Origin of the sequence: Streptomyces spororaveus (genome assembly GCF_016755875.1) — a bacterium.
GTDB lineage: Bacteria > Actinomycetota > Actinomycetes > Streptomycetales > Streptomycetaceae > Streptomyces > Streptomyces spororaveus.
In genome coordinates this window covers 6541290-6564607 of sequence record NZ_BNED01000005.1, presented here as the reverse complement: position 1 = coordinate 6564607, position 23318 = coordinate 6541290, and the positions used below count along the sequence as shown (strand labels likewise).

Here is a 23318-nt window from a genome sequence, read left to right as displayed (position 1 = left end):
GCCCGATGACACCGGGGCGCACGGGAGCACACTCGGGGGCGCGCGTGAGTGACCAATCGAACTCCGATCGTGTCATCTCGGGCCGCTACCGGCTGCTCGAACCGATCGGCCGCGGCGGGATGGGCACCGTGTGGCGGGCCCGCGACGAGGTACTCGCCCGCGAGGTCGCCGTCAAGGAGGTGCGGGCCCCGGCCGGACTGGAACCCGCCGAACTGGAGCGGCTGTACCGGCGGCTGGAACGGGAGGCCTGGGCCGCGGCCCGCGTCTCGCACCGGGGGGTCGTCACCGTCTACGACGTGGCGTCCGAGGACGGACGCCCCTGGATCGTGATGGAGCTGGTGCGCGGACTCTCGCTGGCGGACGTCCTGGAGGCCGAGGGGCCGATGACCCCTCAGCGGGCCGCGCACGTCGGGGAACAGGTGCTCGCCGCGCTGCGCTCCGCGCACGACTCCGGGGTGCTGCACCGGGACGTGAAGCCGGGCAACGTCCTGATCGCCAACGACGGCCGGGTGGTGCTCGGCGACTTCGGGATCGCGACCCTGGAGGGCTCCTCGGCGATCACCATGCCGGGCGAGCTGGTCGGCTCGCCCGAATTCCTGGCGCCCGAGAGGGCGTTGGGGCGCGATCCGGGACCCGCTTCGGACCTGTGGGCGCTCGGGGTCATGCTCTACGCCGCCGTCGAGGGGGTATCGCCCTTCCGGCAGGCCACCCCGCTGGACACCCTGCGGGCCGTGGTGGACGCGGAGTTGCCGCCGCCGCGCCGGGCCGGCGCGCTGGAGCCCGTACTGGAGGGGCTGCTGCGCAAGGACCCGGCCGAGCGGCTGCCCGCGGCGGAGGCGGCCCGGATGCTGCGGGTGGTGGGCGCGGGCGGGACCGTACGGGCCCCCGGCGGACCGGTGTCGGGGCCGGAGGCGCCGACGACCGGACCGGTGCACGAGGGGCACGGGCCGAACGGGTCGGACAGGTCGCACACGACGCCGTACGGGACGCGGTCCGGCGCACCGCCCGAGTCGCCTTACGGGACGCCGCCGCCACGGCCCGCGTCCGGGCCGGGGGCGCGCGGGAGCCGGGCCGGGCTGGTCCTGGCGGCCGGGATCGTGCTGATGCTGCTGGCCCTGGTCGCGGTGGGGTGGCTGCTGCTCAAGGACCGCGAGGACACGAACGGGAAGGGCGGCGGGACGGGCGGCGCCCCGACCGGCCCGGCGACGACCACCGACCGGGCCGTCACCACGACGCCTTCGACGGCTCCGCCCGCTTCGGCGTCGGTGTCCGCCTCGGGCTCGCCGGGGCAGCACGTGTCGGTGTACGTGGACACGGTGCGCTCCTCCTACTCCGGCAGCTGTCCGCCGCCCGCCGCGTACGCGCCCGCCTTCACGGCCACCGTCGAGGTGGAGCGCACCCCGGTCGTCCTGGAGTACCGCTGGGTCACGCGCAGCGGGCGGACCTCCGGACCCGACTGGCGCTCCGTCATGTACGAGGAGGGCGGGCCCAGGAGCCGGCGGCTGGAGCACACGGAGCTCACGCACGATCCGGCCGGCGCCTTCGAGGACGCGGTCCGGCTGGAGGTGCGGGGACCGGCCGAGGTGGCCACCCAGTGGGTGGCCACCTCGGTGACCTGCCGGAAGGAGACCCCGACGAGCGGGGCCCCCTCCCCCGGGCCGAGTCCCTCACCGGCCTCACCGACCTCACCGACGGCGAGCGCTCCGGCGGCTTCCGGGACCGGTGAACCGGACCGGACGGACCGGACGGACGGGACGGATCAGGCGGCGTTCGTGAAGACCGGCAGGTAGCCGCCGGACTGCCCGGCCGCGGTCGGGTGGTACGACTCGCCGATGTTCAGCCAGTTGACGCTGTGCAGCCATGCGCTGCCGGAGCAGATCTCGTGCCCCGTGAAGGTGCCGGCCACCGAGGCGAAGGTGAAGCCGTGGTCGGCGGCGCGCTTGGCGATGGCGGCGTTGAGGTAGTCGGCGGCGCCGTTGATGGCGGAGCGCTCGCCTTCGGTCAGGCCGGCGGTGCAGGTGCCGTTCAGCTTGTAGAAGCGGGGATAGCCGAGGACGACGACGTGCGCGCCGGGCGAGCGGCCGTGGATGGCGTCGTAGACCTGGTCGAGCCGGCCGGGGAGGGTGGAGTCCACGTAGGCCTTGGCCTGGTTCACGCGGTTGACGCAGGTGGATTCGGACTGCAGGACGCAGGTCGTCATGACGTCGGAGAATCCGGCGTCGTTTCCGCCGATGGTGATGCTGACCAGGTCGGTGCCGGAGTTGAGCGGGGCGAGCTGGCCCGAGAGGACGTCGCCGGTGCGCGCGCCCGAGCAGGCGGTGAAGGAGAAGGTCTGGGGGGAATGGGCGGCGGCCCACAGGGCCGGGTAGGCGCGGGTGGTGCGCTTGCAGTTGCCGCTCGCGCCGTCGTAGTTGCCGGCGCCGACGCCGGAGGAGTACGAGTCGCCGAGGGCGACGTAGCCGAAGTCGGCCCGGGCGGTGGCGGCCGCCTGGCCGGCGCCGAACAGGGCGGCGCCCGCGGCGAGTAAGAGGGAGGAGGTCAGGGCAGCGAAGCGCGACATTTTCATGCTCATGTGTGCGGCTCCTTGTGGGGATTACTCCTGAGTCCGTGGTACAAGCAGCCGAGGTTCGCTGGAAGTGTCCATGCCAAGAATATTCAGGGCAGAGTTGCGGCCCGAACCTTCACTCCCCAGGCGTTTGAAGAGGGAACTTGGGCACCCGATCCAGCGAAACACGGGTGCACGCGGGCACCGTGTGCCGGATCATGGGCGCCATGTCAGCCAACCCGCAGGACGCGCTGCCGATCCGGCTCAACGTCGACGACAGCGACTCACCGTCGGACGTCGTCGACGCGCTCTTCCTCGGCCGGTTCGCGTCCGGTGAGCAGCCGTACTCGCACAGCGTGTCGATCGAGCGGGTCAAGGCGGAGGCCACCCTCCTGCCGCCGGAGGCCACGGTGCTGCGCTCGGCGCGCGACAGCGACCGCAGCGCCACCCTCGCCGAGGGCGAGGGCTGGACCATGCTCGTCTCGCGCTGGAGCCGGGGCGCGGACGTCACCGTGACGGCGGTCAGCGACGAACTCGCCGCGGGCGTCCTCGGCAAGGCCACCGAAGGCGTGCAGGACGAGCCCGAACCGCAGCCCGAGAACGTCACGATGGGCTTCTGGTACGTCTCCCCGCGCCGCGGCCCGTACCGGACGACCCGCCAGATCGCGGCCGGGACCTGGGCGGAGGTACGGCCCAACTACACGGCGCCGGTCGCCGGGGCCATGGACCGGCTGATGAAGGTGACCCCGGACGACATCGCGGGCCGGCTGCTCCTGCTGCACGGGCCGCCCGGCACGGGCAAGACCTCCGCGCTGCGCACGCTGGCCCGGTCCTGGCGGGACTGGTGCCAGGTCGACTGCGTCCTGGACCCGGAGCGGCTGTTCAACGACGTCGGCTACCTGATGGACATCGCGATCGGCGAGGACGAGGGCACGGCGAAGGGCCGCTGGCGGCTGCTGCTGCTGGAGGACTGCGACGAACTGATCCGGGGCGAGGCCCGCCATACGGCCGGGCAGGCGCTGTCCCGGCTGCTGAACCTGACGGACGGACTGCTGGGCCAGGGCCGCAACGTGCTGGTGGGGGTCACCACCAACGAGGACCTGGAACGGCTCCACCCGGCGGTGGTCCGCCCGGGGCGCTGCCTGGCCCGCATCGAGGTCGGCCGGCTCACCCACCGGGAGGCGGTGGACTGGCTGGGCACCGACGAGGGCGTCTCCCGCGAGGGCGCCAGCCTGGCGGAGCTCTTCGCCCTGCGCCGCGGCACGGGCCCGGCGGCGATCCTGCCGCCACAGCCGCACAGCTCGGAAGCGGGGCTGTACCTGTAGCTGCGCTGCAGATGCGCTCTGCATCACCTGCGGCGGGGCCTCTCGGGGCTCCGCCCCGAACCCTGCGTTTGAGGCGCGGGCCGGTTACTGCGCGGCGTACCGGGCCCGGAGGGCGTCCGTGGCGGCGGACAGCGCCTCGGCCTGGGTCAGACCGAGGCGGCGGACGCGGTCCGCGTACGCCTGGGCCGCCGCGGCCGCCTCGCGGGACACCGCGTCCCCCGCGGCCGCGATGAAGGTCCCGTTCCGGCCCCTCGTCTCGATCACCGCGTCCGCCTCCAGCGCCCGGTACGCCTTCGCGACCGTGTTGGCGGCCAGGCCCAGCTCCTCCGCGAGGCCCCGTACCGTCGGCAGCTTGAAGCCCGCCGGGAGCTTCCCCGACCGGGCCCGGTCGGCGATCTGCGCGCGCAGCTGTTCGTACGGGGCGGCCGACCCGGCCGAGCCGTCGATGGTGATCTTCAGGTTTGTCGAGGTCACGCGGGTGATTGTCCACCATCGGCGGTTAATTGGGAGGCGCACGCCGCGAAGGCGCACGTAGCGTCTGCCCCATGACTGTCTCGATCCGCGACCTCCGCCCCGGCGACCACTCGGACGCGGAGTCCGTCGTACGGGTACGACGCGCCGCCCTGCCGTTCATGATCACCACCACCGAGGGCGTGGCCTTCGAGGTCTCCTCCGCCCACCCCGCGAAGCACCACCGGATCCTCGTCGCCGAGACCGCGGACGGCCGCGTCATCGGCACCGCGCAGGTCGGCATCGCGTACGACAGCCCCGAGCCCGGCCAGTCGTACGTCAACGCCCACGTCGATCCCGCCCACCGCGGTGCCGGCGCCGGCGCCCTCCTGCTCCGCACCGCCGAGGAGCACCTCGCCGCGCACGGCGCGCGGGACGTGTACGCGTGGGTGCTCGACGAGCCCGCCCCGCGCGCGTTCGCCGAGCGGCGCGGCTACCGCCCCAGCCGGTCGGCGCACTTCCTGCGCCTGGACCTGGCGGCGGCCACGCTGCCCGAGCTCCCGCAGGACCTGCCGGCCGGGGTCGAGCTGCGCCCCGGGGCCGCTTTCGCCGCCGACCCGCGGCCGCTGTTCGAGGCCGACGCCGAGACGACCTCCGACGAACCGGGCGACGTGGCGGCCGGGTTCGACGACTACGAGGACTGGCTCGCGCACACCTGGAACAGCCCGTCCCTCGACAAGGAGCTCACCACCGTCGCCCTGGTCGACGGCGTGGTGGCCTCCTTCGCCGCGGCGCAGACCGACGGCGGGACCCGCTACGCCTCGGCGATGACGGGCACCCTGCGCGCCTTCCGGGGCCGGGGGCTGGCCAAGCTCGCCAAGACGGCCTCCCTGCACCGGGCCCGTGCGGCCGGGTACACCGAGGCCTTCACCGGCAACGACGCGGGCAACGGCCCGATGCTCGCCATCAACGAGTGGTTCGGCTACGAGATCTGCGCGACCGAGACGCGCTATACGAAGAAGGTGGAGACCCGGTGACCGCACAGCTGACCGTCGTCCTGACCAAGGCCGGACGAACCAAGATCCGCTACCCGGCGGCGCAGGTCGCCGACGACGGCGACCGGATCTCCGTACGCGCCCCCTGGGCCGCCGAGGGCGTACGGGACTTCGGCTTCGTGCGCTTCGAACCGGGCGACGTGTTCGTCGAGCACTTCTGGCGGACCCGCTGGTACGCGGTCAAGGAGGTGTGGACCGGCGACGGCGTCCTCAAGGGCTGCTACTGCGACGTCACGCGCCCGGCCCTGGTGCAGAGCGGGGAGATCCTCGTCGAGGACCTCGACCTCGACCTGTGGGTCTCGGCGGACGGGTCCTCCGTCCTGCGGCTGGACGAGGACGAGTTCGCCGAGAGCGGGCTCGCCGCGAGCGACCCGGAGGCCGCGGCGCAGGCCGTACGGGCTCTCGACGCGCTGGACGACCAGGCCCGGTCGGCGGCCGGCCTTTCCGCGCTCCTCCCGTAAAGCCTCCTTTCCGGGGTACATGCGGTGCGGGGCGCGCGGCGGCCCTCCCGTGGGGAGCCGGGAGGGCGCCGGGCCCGGGATGGTCCGGGGCCACACCATACGCACGGGCCCCAGTGGCCCGATAGGCATATGACAGGAGAGATTCCGGATCACCGGCCCCGCGTCCGCGGGCCGGTGGAAACCCTCGCCCCGATCCCCGAGGAACCGCGCATGCCCGTCCACACCGCCACCCCGCTCACCGGGTCGATCCCCGCCCCCGAGCAGGTCTGGTACGTCTCCTACGGCTCCAACATGCACATGGACCGCCTCGCCACGTACATCGCCGGCGGGACCCCGCCGGGCGCGGCACGCACGTACCCGGGCTGCCGGGACCACACCGCGCCCGAGCGCTCGATCGCGGTCGAGCTGGAGGGCCGTCTGTACTTCGCCACGGAGTCCCCGGTGTGGACCGGGGGCCGGGCGTTCTACGACCCGACGGCTCCCGGGCGCACCCGTGGACGTGCGCACCTGGTGACGGTCGGCCAGATGTCCGACATCGCCGCGCAGGAGATGTACCGGAAGCCGGGAGCGGACCTGGATCTCACGGCGGTCCTCCGGGAGGGCCGTGACGAGCTGGGCCCCGGACGGTACGAGACCCTCATCTGCCCGGGCACCGTCGAGGGCATCCCCATGCTGACCTTCACCGCGCCGTGGGGCCTTCAGGACGTCGAGGTGCTCAACCCGTCGGCCGCGTACCTGCGCTACCTGGCGGGCGGCCTCCTGGAGTCCGGCCCCTGGCAGGAGCAGGACATCGCCGACTACCTCGCGGCATGCCCCGGCGCCGCCGGCGACTGGACGGCCGAACAGGTGAGAGAGCTGCTCACGACCGATGAGCTCCGCCCGTAGGGGCGTCACTCCGAGCCGGCAGGCTGCCGGGCCGGGCCCGTTCCTGAGGTCGCTCTTGTCCCTGGCTTAAGAGGACCCTAAGGATCCGCTCCGGCGGGGCCGAAGGGGCAAAACCCGTGGTCGGGGCGGCTAGCTTGGCCGAGCCAGGACAGGAAGGGCCCGTTGTGGCGCCGCCGGGGGGCGGCGCACCGCGGAGTCCGATTCCGCCGGCACACCCCTGCCTTGTGCCCGAAGGAGACCACCCATGCCCGCACGCCGCCGTCGCACCGCCGTCACGCTGACCCGTATCGCCTCCGCAGGCCTGGCCCCGCTCGCGCTGGCCGCGTACGCGGCGGCCCCCGCGGTCGCCCACGGCTCGATGACGGACCCGGTCAGCCGGGTGGCCGCGTGCTACGCCGAGGGGCCCGAGTCCCCGAAGTCGGCGGCGTGCAAGGCGGCCGTCGCGGCCGCCGGGACGCAGCCGTTCTACGACTGGAACGCGGTGAACATCGCCAACGCGGCGGGCAACCACCGCTCGTTGATCCCGAACGGCCAGCTCTGCTCGGCCGGCAACGACAAGTACCGGGGGCTGGACCTGGCCCGTGCCGACTGGCCGGCCAGCCCGATGTCCGCCGGCGCGCACACCTTCCGCTACAAGGGCACGGCCCCGCACAAGGGCTCCTTCGAGCTGTACGTGACGAAGGACGGCTACGACCCGACCAAGCCCCTGGCCTGGTCCGACCTGGAGCCCGCGCCGTTCGCGAAGGTCACCGACCCGGGCATGCAGAACGGCGACTACGTCTTCTCCGGGACCGTCCCGAACAAGTCGGGCCGCCACCTGATCTACAGCATCTGGCAGCGCTCCGACAGCCCGGAGGCCTTCTACACCTGCTCGGACGTCGTCTTCGGCAAGGACAACGGCGGCGGGAACGGCGGCAACGGCGGCGGCTCCGGTACCACTCCGACCACCGGTGCCGGCACCGGGACGGGGACGGGTGCCAAGCCGAGCGGAAAGCCCGGCGACAAGCCCGGCGAGAAGCCGTCCGACAAGCCCGTGGACAAGCCCTCGGCCCCGACCGACCAGCAGATCTCCGACGGCGCCGGCAAGTCCACGGTGGAGCACAACGGCCACGGCGACAACGACCCGAAGACGAACGGCACGAAGGATGCCGCCGCCGTCCCGATCACGGCCGGCTCCTCCTCGCCGGCCGCCACGGCCAAGGACAACCTCGCCGAGACGGGCGGCAACGGTGCCACCCCGACGATCGCGATCGCCGGGGCCGCCGCCCTGGCCGTCGGCGCGGCCGCGCTGTTCGCGGCCGCCCGCCGCCGCACCGCGCGTACGGCGACGGGCCGCCACGGCCGCTGAACCCTGTCCGGGTCCGGACCGCCTGCGCCCCGTCAGTCGAAGACGGAGGCGCAGGTGGTCCGTTCGGCGTGCGCCGGGTCGAGGGCGTTGACGGCCTCGTGCCAGGCGATGCGGTCGGTGAGCCCGATGGCGACGTGCTCCGAGAGGTCCAGGAAGCACAGGTCCTGGAGTACGACGTTGTTCACGTTCGGCCCGTCCAGGAAGGCGCTCCGGTACGGGGTCACCACCTCGTCGTACTTGGTGGCGATGACCGTGTACTTCACCCCGGGCACGGTGTCCCCGCCCGCGTTCAGCTTCTGCTGGAAGGCGGATCCGGCGATCTGGTCGGCCAGGCCCGGGGTCGCGGTGCTGATCAGGTCCTCGGCCCCGGGGAAGTACGGGAGGAGCTTGGTGAATCCGAGCAGGGTGGTGCCGTGGTTGTCGGGGGCGAGCCCGACCAGCGCGTTGACCTTCGGGGCACCGCCGAGGAACTTCAGGTAGTAGCGCGGCATCATGCCGCCCTGCGAGTGCCCGACGATGTCGGTCTTGGACGCTCCGGTGGCGGCCAGCACCTTGTCTACGAAGACGTCGAGCTGTTCGGCGGACTTGTCGATGGGGCCGAGCCCGTTGAAGAGGGGCACGCCGGGCAACTGGCCGTAGTCGAGCGAGTAGACGCAGTACCCGCGGTGCACGAGGTACGGGGCGAAGCCGAGCCAGTTGTCCCAGGAGTTGCCGAAGGTGCCGTGGACGAGGACGACGGGGCGCGGGTGGGCGGCGGACGGCTTGCAGGACCAGTCGTTCCAGCCGCTGCTGGGGGCGGACGCGGCCTGCGCCACGCCGGTGGGGGCGACGAGTGCGGCGGCGGTGAGGGTGAGGACGGCGAGCGGGCGGAGCAGGCGTCTCCAGGGCAGCATCGGGTGATCTCCTCGCGGGTCGACTCAAGGGGATGAGGGTGGGGGTTCGTCCCGTGATCCGGATCACAAGGGGGAGCTGCTGCCGCTAAATTACGGGTGAGTAGCAACACAGGGAAGTTACGCGTCGGTAAAAACTCGCGCGTCGCCCGGCCGGCTGCCTGTAAGCCGCCCGACGGGCCGTCAGGCGGCCAGTGTGCCGCGGGCGATGGCGTGCGGCCCGAAGCGCGCGCGGACCCGGTCCGTGACGGCCTCCAGGCGGCGGGCCTTCTCGTCCTCGGGGTCGAGACTGAGCTGCCGCGTGGCCCGTTCGGCCGAGGTCAGGTCCTCGGCGCGCAGGGACAGCGAGCGGACCCGGGCCCGCTGCAGGCCGAGGCCCGCGTAGAGGGCGTAGGCCGTGGCGGTCAGGGCGGCCGAGTGCGCGGTGGGTTCGGCCAGGGTGCGCGTGCGGGTGAGCGTGGTGCGGTCGGCGCAGCGGACGGTGAGCGAGAGGGCACGGCAGACCTGCCCCCGGCCCTGTTCCTGTGTACGAAGCTTCGCGCCGAGCTCCTGTGTCAGCGAGAGCAGGGCCCGCCGATGCCGTGCGGGATCCAGCTCGTCCAGATCGAAGAGCCGCTCGGCGGCGATGGCGCGGGCGGCAGCGCCCGGCCGGACCGGGGTCCGGTCGATCCCCAGGGCGCGCTCGTGCACCTCCCGGCCGAGCCGGGCGCCGAGGATCCGCCGCAGGGCGGCGGGCGGGGCGGCGGCGACCCGGCCGACGGAATCGAGGCCGTACGAGCACAGGGTGCGGGCGGCCTTCGGCCCGACCCCGTCGAGAGCGGTGACGGGCTTGCCCGCCAGGAAGTCCCGTACGGCGGCGGGCTCCCCGGGGATCACCAGGGTCTCCCCCGGCCGGGCCTCGCGGGCCGCGGCCCGGGCCAGCATGGGGTTGCCGGCCACACCGACGGCGGCGTCCACGCCGTACAGGGCGAGGGACCGGACCCGGATCACGGCGGCCAGCCGGGTGGCGTCGCAGCCGAAGTACCGCAGCGCGCCCCGGACCTCGGCCAGGACGCTGTCGGGTGGCAGGGCCTGCACGGCCGGGGTGATCCCCCCGAGCAGCGCGAGCACCCCCGCGTACTCCCGAGCCCCGAGCGGGCCCCCGTCGGCGGAGTACGGGCGCAGGCACATCACGACCCGCTCGGCGGCGGTCATCCCGCGCTCCCCGGGCTGGAGTGCCACAGCTTGCGGCCGGTCGCGGGGCCGGTGCCCGGTGGCTGGAGGTCGGCCCAGGGGTTCATCTCGTACCCGGTGGACATGCGGATCCGGCGGCCTGGACCCCTCGGGCCCCCCGGGCTCCCCGGGCTCCCCGGACCCCCCGGGCCCTTCGCGCCCGGCTCCCCGGCGGCCGCGTCGGCGGCCGAACCGGCCGCAGGCTCGGCCGCCGGTTCGGCGAGGCGGGCCGCGACCGCGTCCAGGCCGCCCGCCGCCCGCAGTTCCACCAGCTCCGCCAGGTTCCACGCCGCCGCCCCGACCACGCTCAGGCTCTGCGGGCCCCGCCGCTGCACGACACCTCGTACCAGCAGCAGGAAGGAGTGGAAGACGGTGTGCGCGCACCGCTCGTGGCTGTCGTCGAAGAAGGCCAGGTCGACCAGGCCCGTACCGTCGTCCAGCGTCGTGAAGATGACCCGCTTCCCGGAGCGGATCGGCGGGGTCTGGGTGGCCGCCTTGGCCCCCGCGACCAGCACGGTCTGCCCGTGTTCGGTGTCCCGCAGCCGGCGCGCCGGGATCACTCCCAGTTCGGCCAGGAAGGCGTGGTGGTCCCCCATCAGGTGCCGGGAGGCGTCCATGCCGAGGACGCCCAGCTCGGCGCTGAGCCGTTCCGCCTCGGTCAGGTCGGGCAGTCCGACGGAGGCCGTGGACCTGCCGCCGTCCAGGGGGAGTTGGGGTCCGCGCACGCCTGCGGCCCGCTGCGCGCCGTGCAGTTCCGACACGTGCAGCAGCAGGTCCCGCCGGTTGGCTCCGAAGGCGTCCAACGCCCCGACCTGTGCGAGTCGTTCGGCGACCGGGCGGCCCGGGTGCGCCCGGTCCCAGAAGTCGCGCAGGGAGGCGTACGGCTGTCCGGCCTCGATCCGGTCCGCCTCGGCCCCGCTGATGCCGTGGACGTCGGACAGTCCGAGTCGCAGTCCCCACACTCCACCCACATCGGACACCAGTTCGATACGATGGTCGGCCGCCGACCGGTTCACGTCCAGCGGCAGCACCGGCACGCCCCGCCGCCGCGCGTCCGCCAGCAGCAGCCGCTTCGGGTACATCCCCGGGTCGTGGGTCAGCAGCCCGGCGTAGAAGGCCGCCGGATGGTGCGCCTTCAGCCAGGCCGACTGGTACGTGGGCACCGCGAAGGCCACCGCGTGCGCCTTGCAGAAGCCGTACGACCCGAAGGCCTCCACGATCTCCCAGGTCCGGGCGATCACCTCCACCGGATAGCCGCGCTCGGCCGCCTTCGCCGCGAACCACACCTTGATCCGCGGCTGCGACTGCGGGTCGGACAGCCCGCGCCGCACCCGGTCCGCCTCGTCCCGCCCGCAGCCGGTCATGACGTGCACGATCTCGATGATCTGCTCGTGGAAGACCACCACCCCGTACGTCTCGCGCAGCGCGTCGGCCAGGTCCGGGTGCGGGAAGCGGACCGGGGCCCGCCCGTGCCGGGACTCGATGAAGGGCCGCACCATGTCGGCGGCCACCGGCCCCGGGCGGAACAGCGAGATGTCGACGACCAGGTCGTGGAAGGTGGCCGGCTGCAGCCGCCCCACCAGGTCCCGCTGGCCCGGCGACTCGATCTGGAAGCAGCCCAGGGTCTCGGCCGAGCGGATCAGCTCGTACGTGGCCCGGTCGCCCGGCGGCACCTGCGCCGGGTCGTCCAGGTCGAGCTCCCGCCCCGTGCCGCGGCGGATCTCCGCGACCGCGTGCGCCATCGCGGACTGCATCCGTACGCCCAGCACGTCCAGCTTGAGCAGCCCGAGCTCCTCCACGTCGTCCTTGTCGAACTGGGACATGGGGAAGCCTTCGCCGCTGGTGGGCACCACCGGCGTACGGGCGAGCAGCGAGTCGTCGGAGAGCAGCACCCCGCACGGGTGCATGGCGATCCCGCGCGGCAGCGCGTCCAGCGATTCGACGAGCTCCCACAGCCGCCCGTGCGACTCCCCGCGTACGTCACGCAGTTCGGGGAGCTCCTCCAGCGCGGCACGGGCGTCGCGGGCCCGGATGTGCGGGAAGGCCTTGGCGAGCCGGTCGGTGACGGCGGGGTCCATGGACAGGGCGGCGCCGACGTCGCGGATGGCGTGCCGGACCCGGTAGGTCTCGGGCATGGAGACGGTGGCGACGCGCTCGGTGCCGAACCGGTCCATGATCCGCCGGTAGACCTCCAGCCGGCGGGCGGACTCCACGTCGATGTCGATGTCGGGCAGGACCCGCCGCCGCTTGGAGAGGAAGCGCTCCATCAGCAGGCCGTGGGCGACGGGGTCGGCGTGCGCGATCCCGAGCAGGTGGTTGACGAGGGAGCCGGCGCCGGACCCGCGGGCGGCCACCCGGATGCCCATCTCCCGTACGTCGTCCACGACCTGGGCGACCGTCAGGAAATACGAGGCGAAGCCGTGGTAGGCGATGATGTCGAGCTCGTGGTGCATCCGGTCCCAGTACGCGCGGTCGTCCGCGTACCCGCGCAGCACCATGCCCGCCGAGGCCCGGGAGGCCAGGACCCGCTGGGCGCTGCGGTGGGCCGCGCCGACGAGCCGGGCCTCGGGGAAGTGCACGGACCCCATACCGAGGTCGTCCTCGGGGTCCACGGAGCAGGCCTCGGCGGTACGCCGGGTCTCCGCGAGCAGGCGCCTGGCGTCGGCGGGACGCAGGCCGGCCGCCTGCGCGATCCGGTCGGCGGCCTCGGCCATGGCTGCGGGCGCCTTGAGCCAGCGCTCGCCGCTGTCGAGCGGGTACGCGGGGTTGCGGGGGTCGACGGGAACCAGGCGGCGGGCCGCGTCGAGGATGTCGGCGACCGGGCCCTGGCCGGGGTCGGCGTAGCGGACGGCGTTGGTCAGCACGGCCGGAACGCCCTGCTCTGCGGCGAAGCCGACGGTACGGGCGGCCAGCCGGAGCGAGCCGGGCCCGGTGCCGGTGCGGCCGTGGTGGACGGCCTCCAGGCGCAGGGAGTCGCCGTAGACATCCCGCCAGGGCGCGAGCAGCCGGACGGCCCGGTCGGGGCGGCCCGCGGCGAGCGCCCGCCCCACCTCGGAACCGGGCCCCAGCAGGACGAAGACGCCCTCCCCGCGCAGGGCCTCCCAGGGCACGAGCGGGACCTCGGCCCCCTCCGCGTGGGCGGCGGTGACCATCCGGCACAGCTCGGCCCAGCCGGCGGCCCCGTCCCGGGCCAGGAAGACGGCCCGCGCGGCGGACTCGTCGACGAAGGCCCCGCCCTTGACGGGGGTGCGCCGCCGGTACGAGGCCGCGCCGGGCCCGGTCGGGCCCCCCGACCCGGCCGGGCCCGTCGCGGGCGAGACGGCCATGTCCACTCCGAACAGCGGCCGGATGCCCGCTTGCGCGCACGCCTTCGCGAACCGCACCGCGCCCGCCAGGGTGTCGCGGTCGGTCAGGGCGAGGGCGTCCATGCCCCGCTCGGCGGCGCGGTCCGCCAGCCGCTGCGGGTGTGAGCCTCCGTAGCGCATGGAGAACCCCGAAACGGTGTGCAGATGCGTAAAACCAGGCACCCGCGGCCTCCTGCTTCGCTCGAATGAACACCTCCCCCGCTCTCCACCATAGAGCAATTCGAATATCCGTGCGAAACACTTGTTCGACCCCTCCCCTGCGGGGTTGCTCGGCGGTGTCCCTGCGGGATGCTCGGCGGTGTTCGGCTCGGGCTGTCCCGGCCCGGGGTGCGCCTCAATCGCCGGCGGGGCTGGGGTGTGCGGGCCTGTCGGTCTGGGGCGGGGCGGGGTGCCGCGCCGGGGTGTCTCCTCGGCTCGCGCCTGCGGGCAGGGTCCAGCCATACGGGGTGGTTGCGCGCTCGTCCTGCGGGGACACCCCGCCACGTCCCCCCACCCCGCCGCGCCGCAGACCACCAAGGGACAGGGGCCGCTCGCACTGCCGAAGCCCTGCCGTGGGGCGGGGACACGCAGGAGGGTCCCCGCAGGACGAGCGCGCAACCCAGGCCGAGCCGCAGAACCACGGCCGCATGCGCGAGCCGAGGAGACCCTCGTGCGGGGCCCCGCCCCACACCACCCAGCCCCGCCGGCGCTTGAGGCGACCACCCGGGCCGGAACAGCCCGAACTGCGCACCGCCGAGCACCCCGCAGGGGATCAGGCCACCTGGTGGACTACCTCCCCCGCCACCACTACCGTCTCGGCGACCGTGCCCGGGATCTTCTCCGCCGGGACGGCGAGGATGTCCCGGGACAGGATCACGAAGTCCGCGGCCTTGCCGACCGTGAGGGAACCGCGCTCCCGGTCAAGGAAGTTGGCGTGGGCCGAGCCCATCGTGTAGCCGTACACGGCCGTCGCCACGTCCACCGTCTCGGCCGGCTGCCAGGCCGGGCCGTCGCCGGACAGGGGGCGGCGCGTCACGGCCGTGTAGATGCCGACCATCGGGTCCATCTCCGCCACGTTCCAGTCGCTGGAGAACGCCAGCACCGCCCCCGCCTCGTGCAGGCTCCGCATCGGCCAGGCCTTGTGCCAGCGGTCCTCGCCCACGTTCTCCGCCCAGTCCTGGCCGGGGCCCGCGATCTCCGGCGCGCAGTGCCTCGGCTGCATGCACGCGATCACACCGAGCTCCGCGAAGCGCGGTACGTCCGCCGGGTCCAGGCACTCCACGTGGACCACCTGGTGGCGGGCGTCGCGCGGGCCGTTCAGGGTCCGCGCGTGTTCCACCGCGTCCAGGACGGTCCGGATGCCCCGGTCGCCGGTCGCGTGGACGAAGCACTGGAAACCGCGCGCGTCCAGCTTCGCCAGCAGTTCCGCGAACTCCTCCGCCGGGTAGAAGGTCTCGCCCCGGTGCGCGCCGCAGCCGGTGTACGGCTCCAGCAGCGCGGCCGTACGCGGTTCCACCACATCGTCGATGTACAGCTTGAGCGGGCCGACGCGCAGCCGGTCTCCGGCGAACCGCCGTGCCGCGTCGGCGAATTCGTCCAGGTCGGCGTCGCCGGTACCGCGCGGGTGGAACAGTGCCGCGACGATCCGGGAGCGCAACCGCCCCTCGGAGCGGGCCCGTTCGAAGAGTTCGAGGTCGTCCAGGGAGTTCTGCGGCTCGACCACGGTGGTGATGCCGTAGCCGATGGCGTCGTCGAGGCTCTTGGCGAGCCGTCCGTACTGCCGGTCCGGTGAGGCCCAGGGCACACCCAGCTCGCGCAGGGCCCGGTGGCCGTCGCGGGAGAGTCCCTTGATGGCGAAGTCCTTGACGAAGCCGGTGGGTTCGCCGGTCTCCGGGTCCACCGCCGCCGTGCCGAAGGGCAGGTCGGTGCGGTCCCGCGAGACCCCGAGCCGTCGCATGGCCGCCGTGTTCAGCCAGGCCGTGTGCACGTCGTACGAGAGCACGATCGCCAGGGTGTCCCCGGTGACGGGGTCCAGGTCGGCGGCGCACGGCATCCGGCCGCCGGGGATCGCGGAGTAGTCGAAGGCCTCGGCCTCGATCCAGCCGGCGTCCGGGTTGGCCTCCCGCCAGGCCAGGATCCGCTCGTGGATGCCCGCGAGGGTGCGGACCCCGGCGAGCTGGACGCAGTCCGCGTCGGAGCCGAGCCGAACGTGGTTGTGGGCGTCGATGAAGCCGGGCAGGACGAGCTTGCCGCCCGCGTCGATCCGCCGGGTGTGCGGTCCGGCCCAGGCGTCGGCCGCGTCGTCCCGGCCGACCCAGACGATCAGCCCGTCGTGGACGGCGAGGGCCTGGGCCTCGGGCAGGCCGGGGTCGACGGTGTGGATCCGGGCTCCGGTGAGCAGCAGGTCGGCGGGGAAGGGGTGGGGTGCCATGTCGGGGGTGCTCCGTTGCGTGTGCGGTGGCGGTCAGGCGGCAGCGGCGTAGGCCGCGACCCGGCGGCGGGTGAGGGCCCAGTAGGCGAGTCCGGAGACGACCGAGCCGAGGAGGGTGAGGTCGGCGCCGCCGAGCGGGGCGACGAGCGGCCCGGTCCACAGCTCGGAGTCGCAGGTCAGGGCGGCGAAGGTCATTCCGGCGAGCAGGGCGGTGAGGCCGGCGGGGTGGTAGCCGGAGCGGTACCAGTAGGCGCCCGCGCTCCCGGCGTGCAGTGCGTCGGCGTCGTAGTGGCAGCGGCGCAGCAGCATGTCGGCGAGGAACACTCCGCCCCAGGGGGCGAACACGATGATCAGCAGGGAGAGGAAGGAGAGGAGGGAGGTGGTGAAGTCGGTGAGGAAGAGTGCGGCGAGCGAGCCGAGGGCGGTGACGGCGGCGCTGATGACGATGGCCCGGGCGCGGCTCCAGGGGATGCCGAGGACCTGGAGGTTCAGGCTGGAGGAGTAGAGCGTGATGATCGAATTGGTGACGGAGCCGCCGAGTACGAGGGCCAGGAACAGCGGCTGGAACCAGCCGGGCAGCAGGCTCTCGGCGCCGGCGACCGCGTCGGTCATGTCGGCCTGGGTGGCGGCGGCGACGCCCGCGACGCCGAGGGCGACCGAGGAGAGGAAGCCGCCGAGGGCGCCCATCCAGGTGAGGGACTTCAGCGTGGTGGTCCGGGGCAGGTAGCGGGTGTAGTCGGCGGGCATCGGCAGGTACGAGAAGGGTCCGGCGAGCATGACGACGAAGGCGAGGCTCCAGCCGGAGAGCCCGGGGGCGGCGGCCGGGGCGGCGGTGTCGGTGCCGGGCAGGACGAACAGGAGCAGGGCGCCGAAGCCGGCGGCGAGGACGTAGGCCATCCAGCGTTCGGCGAACTGCACGGTGGCGTGGCCCCACATGGCGACGGCGAAGGTCAGCGCGAGGGTGACCAGGAGGGCGGCGGCGCGGCCGGCCGTGCCGCTCTGCCAGCCGATCTCGGCGAAGAAGACTTCCAGCGCGAGGGTGCCGACCACGGTGTTGACGATGGTGTAGCCGATGCTCACCACCCAGTTGAGGACGCCGGCCGGGAAGTTGCCGCGCACGCCGAAGGCGGCGCGGGAGATGACCAGGGTGGCGGTGCCGGTGCGGATGCCGCTGAGTCCGGCGGCGCTGATGGCGAAGAAGGAGAGTCCGCCGATCACGACCACGGCGGTGGCCTGCCAGAAGGAGAGCCCGAAGGCGACGGCGAGGGCGCCGTTGATCACGTAGGTGAAGGTGAGGTTGGAGCCGAACCAGAGCCAGAAGAGGTCCTTGGCGCTGCCGTGGCGTTCGGCGTCGGGAATCGGGTCGATCCCGTGTGTTTCGACCCGGAACACCTCGTCGACGTCGGCTGTCTCCTGCTGCCCCATGACGGACCCCTGACTTTGAACGATCTTGAATGACGTTCTAACTTCTTGAATGGCATTCAAGATGAAGGCTGGACCTCGACCCCGTCAAGACCTGTCCGGGATAAGGTCGGCCCAGGAAGATCCGGAGGGCGGGAGCGGTGGCGGGAGCAGCACGGCGGCGCGACGGGCGGATCGCCCAGGAGCGGATGCTGGAAGAGGCCATGACGGCCATCGCCGAGGACGGACTGGCCGCGCTCACCATGTCCGCGCTGGCCGAGCGCCTCGGCACCAGCGGCGGCCACATCCTGTACTACTTCGGCAGCAAGGACCGGCTCCTGCTGGAGGCCCTGCGCTGGAGCGAGGAGCAGCTCACCGGGGAGCGCCGGGCGCTGCTGGGCCGCAGGGTGCCGGCGGCGCGCAAACTGGACCAGTTCCTGGAGCTCTACCTCCCCGAGGGGCCCCGCGACCCGCGCTGGACGCTGTGGATCGAGCTGTGGGCCCGTACCGCCTCCAACCAGCCGCTGAAGGCCGCCCAGGAGGAGATCGACGACAGCTGGCAGCGGGACCTGGAGGCACTCCTGGCCAGGGGTGTGGACCAGGGCCGCTTCGCGCCCATGGACGTACCCGGGCGGGCCTCGGAGCTGCTCGCCCTGCTGGACGGCCTGAGCACCCGGGTCGTCCTGGGCCAGCGCGGTGCGGACCGCGCCCGGGCCCTGGAGCAGGCCCGCTCGGCGGCGGCCCTGCTCGTCCCCCGCACCTGAGACGGGGCCCGATCGGCGAACTCCGGCCTTTCCCGGCCCGCCGGCCCTACGACCCGGCGGCTCAATTCGACAGCCGAAAGCGGAAGCCGCCGCACCGAAAAGGCCATTCCCGGTGACCACGCATCCGTTCACGCCCGTTCACGCCCGCCCACTCCCGTTCACTCCTCGGGCGCGCCCCCTTGACCAGGGCATATGCGAGAGAAAAAAGGGCGTTCCCGGGCTCGTGAAGGCATTCACAAGAATTCCGCCGGAAGTGCGCCCTACCGCGCTCCTCCCCCAGCGCGCACAATCGCGGTGACGACTCGCATCGACCGTGAAGGAGGGAGCGCGTGCGCAATCAGGTGCGCACAGCGGACGGGCGCGCTCTGACCGTGGAGCGCTGGGGCGACCCCGACGGCAAACCCGTCTTTCTGCTGCACGGCATGCCCGGCAGCCGCCTCGGCCCGGCCCCCCGGGGCATGGTCCTCTACCAGCGCCGGATGCAGCTCATCGCCTACGACAGACCCGGCTACGGCACCTCCGACCGCCACCCCGGCCGTACCGTCGCCGACGTGGCCCAGGACGTGGCCGCCATCGCCGACGCCCTCGGCCTGGACACCTTCGCGGTCGCCGGCCGCTCCGGCGGCGCCGCCGGCGCTGGCCTGCGCCGCCCTCCTCCCGGACCGGGTCACCCGGACCGCGGGCATGGTCGGCCTCGCCCCCCGCGACGCGGAGGACCTGGACTGGTTCGCCGGGATGGCCGCGTCGAACGTGCGGGAGTACACCACCGCCACCGACGACCCCGAGGAGCTGGCGGCCCGGCTGATCCCGCGCGCCGACGGCATCCGCAAGGACCCCGGCCGGCTGCTGGACGAACTGCGCCGGGAGCTGACCGACAACGACCGCATGATCGTCTCGGACGCCGGCCTGCGGTCGATGCTCCTGCGGAACTACCGCGAGGGGCTGCGCCATTCGGCGTACGGATGGATCGACGACGTCCTCGCCTTCAGCCGCCCCTGGGGCTTCGACCCGGCCGACATCCGCTGTCCGGTGCTGATCTGGCACGGCGAGCTCGACGTGTTCTCCCCCGTGGGCCACTCCCGCTGGCTGGCCCGCCGCATCCCCGGGGCCACGACCAACATCGTCCCCTCCGCCGCGCACTTCGCCGCCCTGCGCGCGCTGCCCGACGTACTGAACTGGCTGCTGCGCGACGTCCCGGCACCGGATCTCAACGAACAGCAGCCCGCGTAGGGACGGTTGGCCCCACAGGCGCTTGAACCACACCCAAGCAGACGTCAGGATGGGGCTGTTGGGAACCGGTCGCCCTTGTACAGTCCACGCCTCCGGGCCCGCCACCACTCGACGGGAGGGCCCCACGAGCCGTGGAGGCCGTGCCATGACCCTGCACATCGACGACGTCCGCCTGCTCATCCCCGCCGTCGGGCTCCTCGCCGGCTACGCCGTCCACAAGCACACCAGGACCGCCGCCAGGGCCGGCGCCGGGGCCACCGCCGGGGCCGCCGCCAAGGGGGATGCCGTCGGCGCGATCGGCGCCGCCGCCGCGGTGATCACCGTGCTCTTCCTGCTGTTCGGCGGGGGCGGTTCCGCGTCGGCCGGGGAGGACTCCCGGCCGGCGGGCCACGCCCTCGCATCGCAGCAGGTCAGCGAGGTGCGTTCAGCGTAGCCCCGGTCCGGCCGGACCGCCGCCGGGACCCCCGGCAATGAAAAGGATCTTTCCTTCCGGCAAACGGCCGAATCCACCCTCTTGAGAAATCCGCCGCGCAATGCGGGGAAGTCTTGACCAGGCGTCATGTCTCGTGTTGCCAAGGGGGACTGTCCTAGTAAAGTCCCTGCTTGACAGCAGCATGCAGCCGTTGTCATTCACATGTCCATTCCACATGGCTTCCCCAAGGACGGTGCCGTGAACACTTCAGCATCCCCCGCGACCAGCTCGGTCAAGGCCCACCGGGTCCCGCTCGGCAAGATCGACGTCCACACCGCGTCCGCGGTCACGACGCTCGGTCGCGTGCTGCCGGCCGAATCTGCTCGTCCGGTTCAGGCACCGATCTTCAACTCCGCGCTCTGACCCGAACTCGGCGCTCTAGACTGGTGGAATGACCGGCCTGATCGCATTTCGCGAGATCGTCCTGAAAGTTCACAGCAGATGCGATCTTGCTTGTGATCATTGCTATGTCTACGAACACGCAGATCAGAGCTGGCGAGCCCGGCCGAAAGTGATCTCCCCCGAGGTTATTTCGCATACCGCGTCCAGGCTCGCCGAACATGCCCGTGACCATGCACTCCCCTCCGTCACGGTGATTCTCCATGGAGGGGAACCCCTGTTGGCGGGCCCTGCCCGGCTCCGCCTCGTGTGCGAGGAGTTCAGCCGCGCGCTGAGCGGGATCGCGGCCCTCGATCTGCGGATCCACACCAACGGGCTCCAGCTCAGCACCCGTTACCTCGACCTCTTCGACGAGTTCGGCGTCCGGGTCGGCATCTCCCTCGACGGGGACCGCGCCGCCAACGACCGCCATCGCCGCTTCGCCGACGGCCGTACGAGCCACCCGCTGGTCCTCGCCGCCGTCGCGCTGCTCCGCTCCGAGCCGTACCGCCACCTCTACCAGGGCCTGCTCTGCACCGTGGACGTGGCCAACGACCCCGTCGCCGTACTGGACGCGCTGGTCGAACTGGAGCCCCCACGCGTGGACTTCCTCCTCCCCCACGCCACCTGGGAGACACCCCCGGCCCGGCCCGACGGCGCCCCCGACGCCTACGCGCGCTGGCTCCTGCGGATCTTCGACCACTGGGACCGGCTGGGACGCCCGGTGCCCGTACGGCTCTTCGAGTCCCTGCTCTCCACCCTGCGCGGCGGCCCCAGCCTCACCGAGTCGCTCGGCCTCGCGCCCACCGACCTCGTCGTCGTGGAGACCGACGGGACCCTGGAGCAGGTGGATTCGCTCAAGAGTGCCTTCGAGGGGGCGGCCGCCACCGGGTTCAACGTGTTCGACCACGCCTTTGACCAGGTCGCGGCCCATCCGGGGGTCCGCGCCCGGCAGCTGGGCCTCGCGGGCGTCAGCGACTCGTGCCGCCGGTGCCCCGTCGTACGTTCGTGCGGGGGCGGGCTCTACACCCACCGCTACCGCGACCGGAACGGTTTCGACAACCCCTCCGTCTACTGCACCGACCTGCGCGAGCTCGTGGACGGGGTCGAGGGCCGCACCGCACGGCGGGAGACCGCGCCGCAGCTGTCCGACCCGGCCGAACTCGCCCGGTCCCAGCAGGAACTGACCCGGATCCTGCTGGCCCGGCTGCACGAGGACCTCGCCGCCGACCCCGGCTGGGCGCACGCCTGGGAGCTGCTGGCCACCGTGGAGCGGGCCGGGGAGGCGGGCACGGACGCGCTGGACGCCGTACTGGACCACCCCTTCACCCGGACCTGGGTACTGGCGGCCCTGGACGCCGCCCGCGACGGCACGCAGGATGCCCCGGAGGCGGCGCGCAGGCTGACCGCGCTGGCCGCCGCGGCCGTGCTCCGCGGCGGGCTGGACCTGCCGGCCGAGGTGGCCTACCGGGACGGCGAGGTGTACCTGCCGACGCTGGGGCTGCTGCGGCTCGGCGAGCCCGGCACGGAGGGCCGGGCCGCGCTGCACGTCACCGACGACGGGTACGCCGTGCGGGACGGCCGCGCCGAGCACCGTTTCGGGCCCGCGGCGGGGGACGCCCGCTGGCAGCCCGTACGCACCTGGTCGCCCGGGCCGGAGGCGGCCCTGGTGGCGCCGGTGGCCCTGGAGGACCTCGACCCGTACCGCAACTGCTTCCCCCGCCCGCCCAGGCTCCGCCTCGGCGCCGGGGAGGCCGAGGAGTGGCGGGGCAGGCTGGACCGGGCGTGGGCGCTGCTGCACAAGGCGGTGCCGGAGTTCGCGCGGGCGGCGGCCGCCGGGCTGACCACGCTGACCCCGCTCGCGGGCGGCCCGAGGGCGGGCGGCTGGGGCGAGGCCGGGCGGCACGGGCCGGGGGCGCTCGGGGTGCCGTACGCGGCGGGGGTGCGGGAGACCGCGCTGGCGCTGCTGACCGGGCGGCGGCGGACCAGGCTCCGGGCGCTGACCGAGGTGGCCGACCTGTACGCGCTGGACGGCCAGTGGCAGCACCGCTCGCCGTGGCGGGAGCGGCCGGTACCGGTGTCCCGGCTGCTGGCCGACGTGCACGAGCGGGTGGCGGTGGAGGCGTACCGGCGGGCCACGGCGACGCCCGAGCCGGGCGGCTCGGACCGTATCCACCGGGCCCTGGACCGGCTCTCGGAGGCCGCGGAGCTGACCGTCACCGGGAAGAGCCTGGTCGCGGAGCTCCGCTACGAACTGAAGACGGTCGACGCGTGACCGCGCCCTCCCCGTCGCGGCCGTCCACGTCCTCCTCCGGGCCCGGCAGGCTCCGGCTCGCCGTGCAGTTGCGGCTGGCCGGGGTCCGCCCCGGCATGCGGCTCATGGTGCATGCCGCCCTCGGCGGGACCGGGCTGCGCGCCGAGCTGCTGCGCGACGCCCTGACGGGGGTGCTCGGCCCGCGCGGCACCCTGGTGGTCCCGGCGTTCACGCCGGAGAACTCCAAGACGTCCAGCGCCCACCAGGAGCGGATCCGCGGTCTGGACGAGGCCGGCGTGCGGGACTTCCGCGAGCGGATGCCCGCCTTCGACCCGGCGAGCACCCCGAGCCAGGGCATGGGGTCCCTGGCCGAGGCCGTCCGCACCGCGCCGGGCGCGGCGCGCAGCGCCCATCCGCAGACCTCTTTCGCGGCGCTCGGGGCGGACGCGGAGCGGCTGTGCGCAGGTCATCGACTCGAAAGCCATCTGGGGGAAGAGTCACCCCTGGGAAAGCTGTGCTGGGAGGGCGGACAGGTACTCATGATCAATGTGGGGTTTTCGGTCTGTACCGCTTTCCATCTCGCGGAGTATCGAATTCCGAAGCCCCCCTTGCGCATGTACGAGTGTGTGGTGAAGGTGAACCTTCCGGGGCTGCAAAGGCACCGGCGGGAGGGGGAGTGGACCGCATACGAGGACGTCGCGCTGGACGACGGCGATTTCGCGGGGATCGGTGACGCGTTCCCGGATTCACGGGTGCGCAGGGGGCGGGTGGGAGGCGCGTCGACCATGCTCTTCTCCCTCCCGGAGGCCGTCGATCACGCCCTTGACTGGATGACTGAAAACAGACGCTGATTGACTGAACGATGAGGGGATG

The 23318-nt window shown here is 73.3% G+C and carries 18 protein-coding genes and 1 pseudogene; 12 read left to right on the top strand and 7 right to left on the bottom strand.

The window, feature by feature from the left end:
* The first annotated feature begins 44 nt into the window (after positions 1 to 44).
* Positions 45 to 1790 carry a serine/threonine-protein kinase gene (locus tag Sspor_RS32155; RefSeq protein ID WP_237404122.1) on the top strand — a complete coding sequence of 582 codons (1746 nt, stop codon included), beginning with the start codon at positions 45 to 47 and terminating at the stop codon, positions 1788 to 1790.
* On the opposite strand, the gene Sspor_RS32150 is transcribed toward Sspor_RS32155, so the two are convergent.
* Positions 1760 to 2566 (bottom strand): SGNH/GDSL hydrolase family protein, encoded by an 807-nt coding sequence (locus Sspor_RS32150; RefSeq protein WP_202204003.1) that lies wholly within the window; start codon positions 2564 to 2566, stop codon positions 1760 to 1762. The genes Sspor_RS32155 and Sspor_RS32150 overlap by 31 nt on opposite strands.
* A gap of 206 nt (positions 2567 to 2772) precedes the next feature.
* Here Sspor_RS32150 and Sspor_RS32145 point away from each other — a divergent pair, with 206 nt between their 5' ends.
* The gene (locus Sspor_RS32145; protein ID WP_202202228.1) at positions 2773 to 3870 is read left to right on the top strand and encodes a DUF5925 domain-containing protein; all 1098 of its coding nucleotides are present in this window, start codon (positions 2773 to 2775) and stop codon (positions 3868 to 3870) included.
* 84 nt (positions 3871 to 3954) lie between these two features.
* Here the strand turns inward: Sspor_RS32145 and Sspor_RS32140 are convergent, their stop codons facing one another.
* Positions 3955 to 4344, bottom strand: coding sequence for a GntR family transcriptional regulator (locus Sspor_RS32140; RefSeq protein WP_202202227.1), 390 nt, complete (start codon positions 4342 to 4344; stop codon positions 3955 to 3957).
* A gap of 71 nt (positions 4345 to 4415) precedes the next feature.
* On the opposite strand from Sspor_RS32140, the gene Sspor_RS32135 reads away from it, so the two are divergent.
* The 4 genes from Sspor_RS32135 (at position 4416) to Sspor_RS32120 (ending at position 8069) form a co-directional block, all read left to right on the top strand.
* On the top strand, positions 4416 to 5357 hold the full coding sequence (locus Sspor_RS32135; RefSeq protein WP_202202226.1) for a GNAT family N-acetyltransferase: 942 nt from the start codon (positions 4416 to 4418) through the stop codon (positions 5355 to 5357).
* Positions 5354 to 5836, top strand: a complete 483-nt coding sequence (locus Sspor_RS32130; protein ID WP_202202225.1) for a ribonuclease FAU-1 family protein — start codon at positions 5354 to 5356, stop codon at positions 5834 to 5836. The genes Sspor_RS32135 and Sspor_RS32130 overlap by 4 nt, the downstream gene beginning before the upstream one ends.
* Before the next feature lie 210 nt (positions 5837 to 6046).
* Positions 6047 to 6721: a histone deacetylase gene (locus tag Sspor_RS32125; RefSeq protein ID WP_202202224.1), complete on the top strand. Its 675-nt coding sequence runs from the start codon at positions 6047 to 6049 to the stop codon at positions 6719 to 6721.
* Positions 6722 to 6965: 244 nt separating this feature from the next.
* Complete coding sequence (locus Sspor_RS32120) at positions 6966 to 8069, top strand: lytic polysaccharide monooxygenase auxiliary activity family 9 protein (protein ID WP_202202223.1); 1104 nt, start codon at positions 6966 to 6968, stop codon at positions 8067 to 8069.
* A gap of 32 nt (positions 8070 to 8101) precedes the next feature.
* Here the strand turns inward: Sspor_RS32120 and Sspor_RS32115 are convergent, their stop codons facing one another.
* The 5 genes from Sspor_RS32115 to Sspor_RS32095 form a co-directional block, all read right to left on the bottom strand.
* Entirely contained in the window at positions 8102 to 8962 is an 861-nt protein-coding gene (locus Sspor_RS32115; RefSeq protein ID WP_202202222.1) for an esterase/lipase family protein, read from the bottom strand.
* Between the two features lie 180 nt (positions 8963 to 9142).
* Positions 9143 to 10153 (bottom strand): DNA polymerase Y family protein, encoded by a 1011-nt coding sequence (locus Sspor_RS32110; RefSeq protein ID WP_202202221.1) that lies wholly within the window; start codon positions 10151 to 10153, stop codon positions 9143 to 9145.
* A complete protein-coding gene (locus tag Sspor_RS32105) occupies positions 10150 to 13698 on the bottom strand; it encodes a DNA polymerase III subunit alpha (RefSeq protein ID WP_202202220.1) in 3549 nt (1182 codons plus the stop codon). Before Sspor_RS32105 ends, Sspor_RS32110 begins: the two co-directional genes overlap by 4 nt.
* 589 nt (positions 13699 to 14287) lie before the next feature.
* Positions 14288 to 15946 (bottom strand): amidohydrolase, encoded by a 1659-nt coding sequence (locus tag Sspor_RS32100; protein ID WP_202202219.1) that lies wholly within the window; start codon positions 15944 to 15946, stop codon positions 14288 to 14290.
* A 33-nt stretch (positions 15947 to 15979) separates the two neighbouring features.
* On the bottom strand, positions 15980 to 17371 hold the full coding sequence (locus tag Sspor_RS32095; RefSeq protein ID WP_202202218.1) for a purine-cytosine permease family protein: 1392 nt from the start codon (positions 17369 to 17371) through the stop codon (positions 15980 to 15982).
* Between the two features lie 137 nt (positions 17372 to 17508).
* Between Sspor_RS32095 and Sspor_RS32090 the strand changes: the two genes are divergently transcribed.
* From Sspor_RS32090 to Sspor_RS32065, 6 genes and pseudogenes are all read left to right on the top strand, one after another.
* Positions 17509 to 18111: a TetR/AcrR family transcriptional regulator gene (locus tag Sspor_RS32090; protein ID WP_202202217.1), complete on the top strand. Its 603-nt coding sequence runs from the start codon at positions 17509 to 17511 to the stop codon at positions 18109 to 18111.
* Between the two features lie 329 nt (positions 18112 to 18440).
* Positions 18441 to 19341, top strand: a pseudogene (locus Sspor_RS32085) (alpha/beta fold hydrolase).
* Between the two features lie 145 nt (positions 19342 to 19486).
* Positions 19487 to 19774, top strand: coding sequence for a hypothetical protein (locus Sspor_RS32080; RefSeq protein WP_202202216.1), 288 nt, complete (start codon positions 19487 to 19489; stop codon positions 19772 to 19774).
* A gap of 237 nt (positions 19775 to 20011) precedes the next feature.
* On the top strand, positions 20012 to 20176 hold the full coding sequence (locus Sspor_RS32075) for a hypothetical protein (RefSeq protein ID WP_202202215.1): 165 nt from the start codon (positions 20012 to 20014) through the stop codon (positions 20174 to 20176).
* A gap of 28 nt (positions 20177 to 20204) precedes the next feature.
* A complete protein-coding gene (gene fxsBH, locus Sspor_RS32070; RefSeq protein ID WP_202202214.1) occupies positions 20205 to 22466 on the top strand; it encodes a radical SAM/SPASM protein FxsBH, inactivated beta-hydroxylase extension form in 2262 nt (753 codons plus the stop codon).
* A 95-nt stretch (positions 22467 to 22561) separates the two neighbouring features.
* A complete protein-coding gene (locus Sspor_RS32065; RefSeq protein WP_202204002.1) occupies positions 22562 to 23296 on the top strand; it encodes an AAC(3) family N-acetyltransferase in 735 nt (244 codons plus the stop codon).
* The last annotated feature ends 22 nt before the right edge of the window (positions 23297 to 23318 follow it).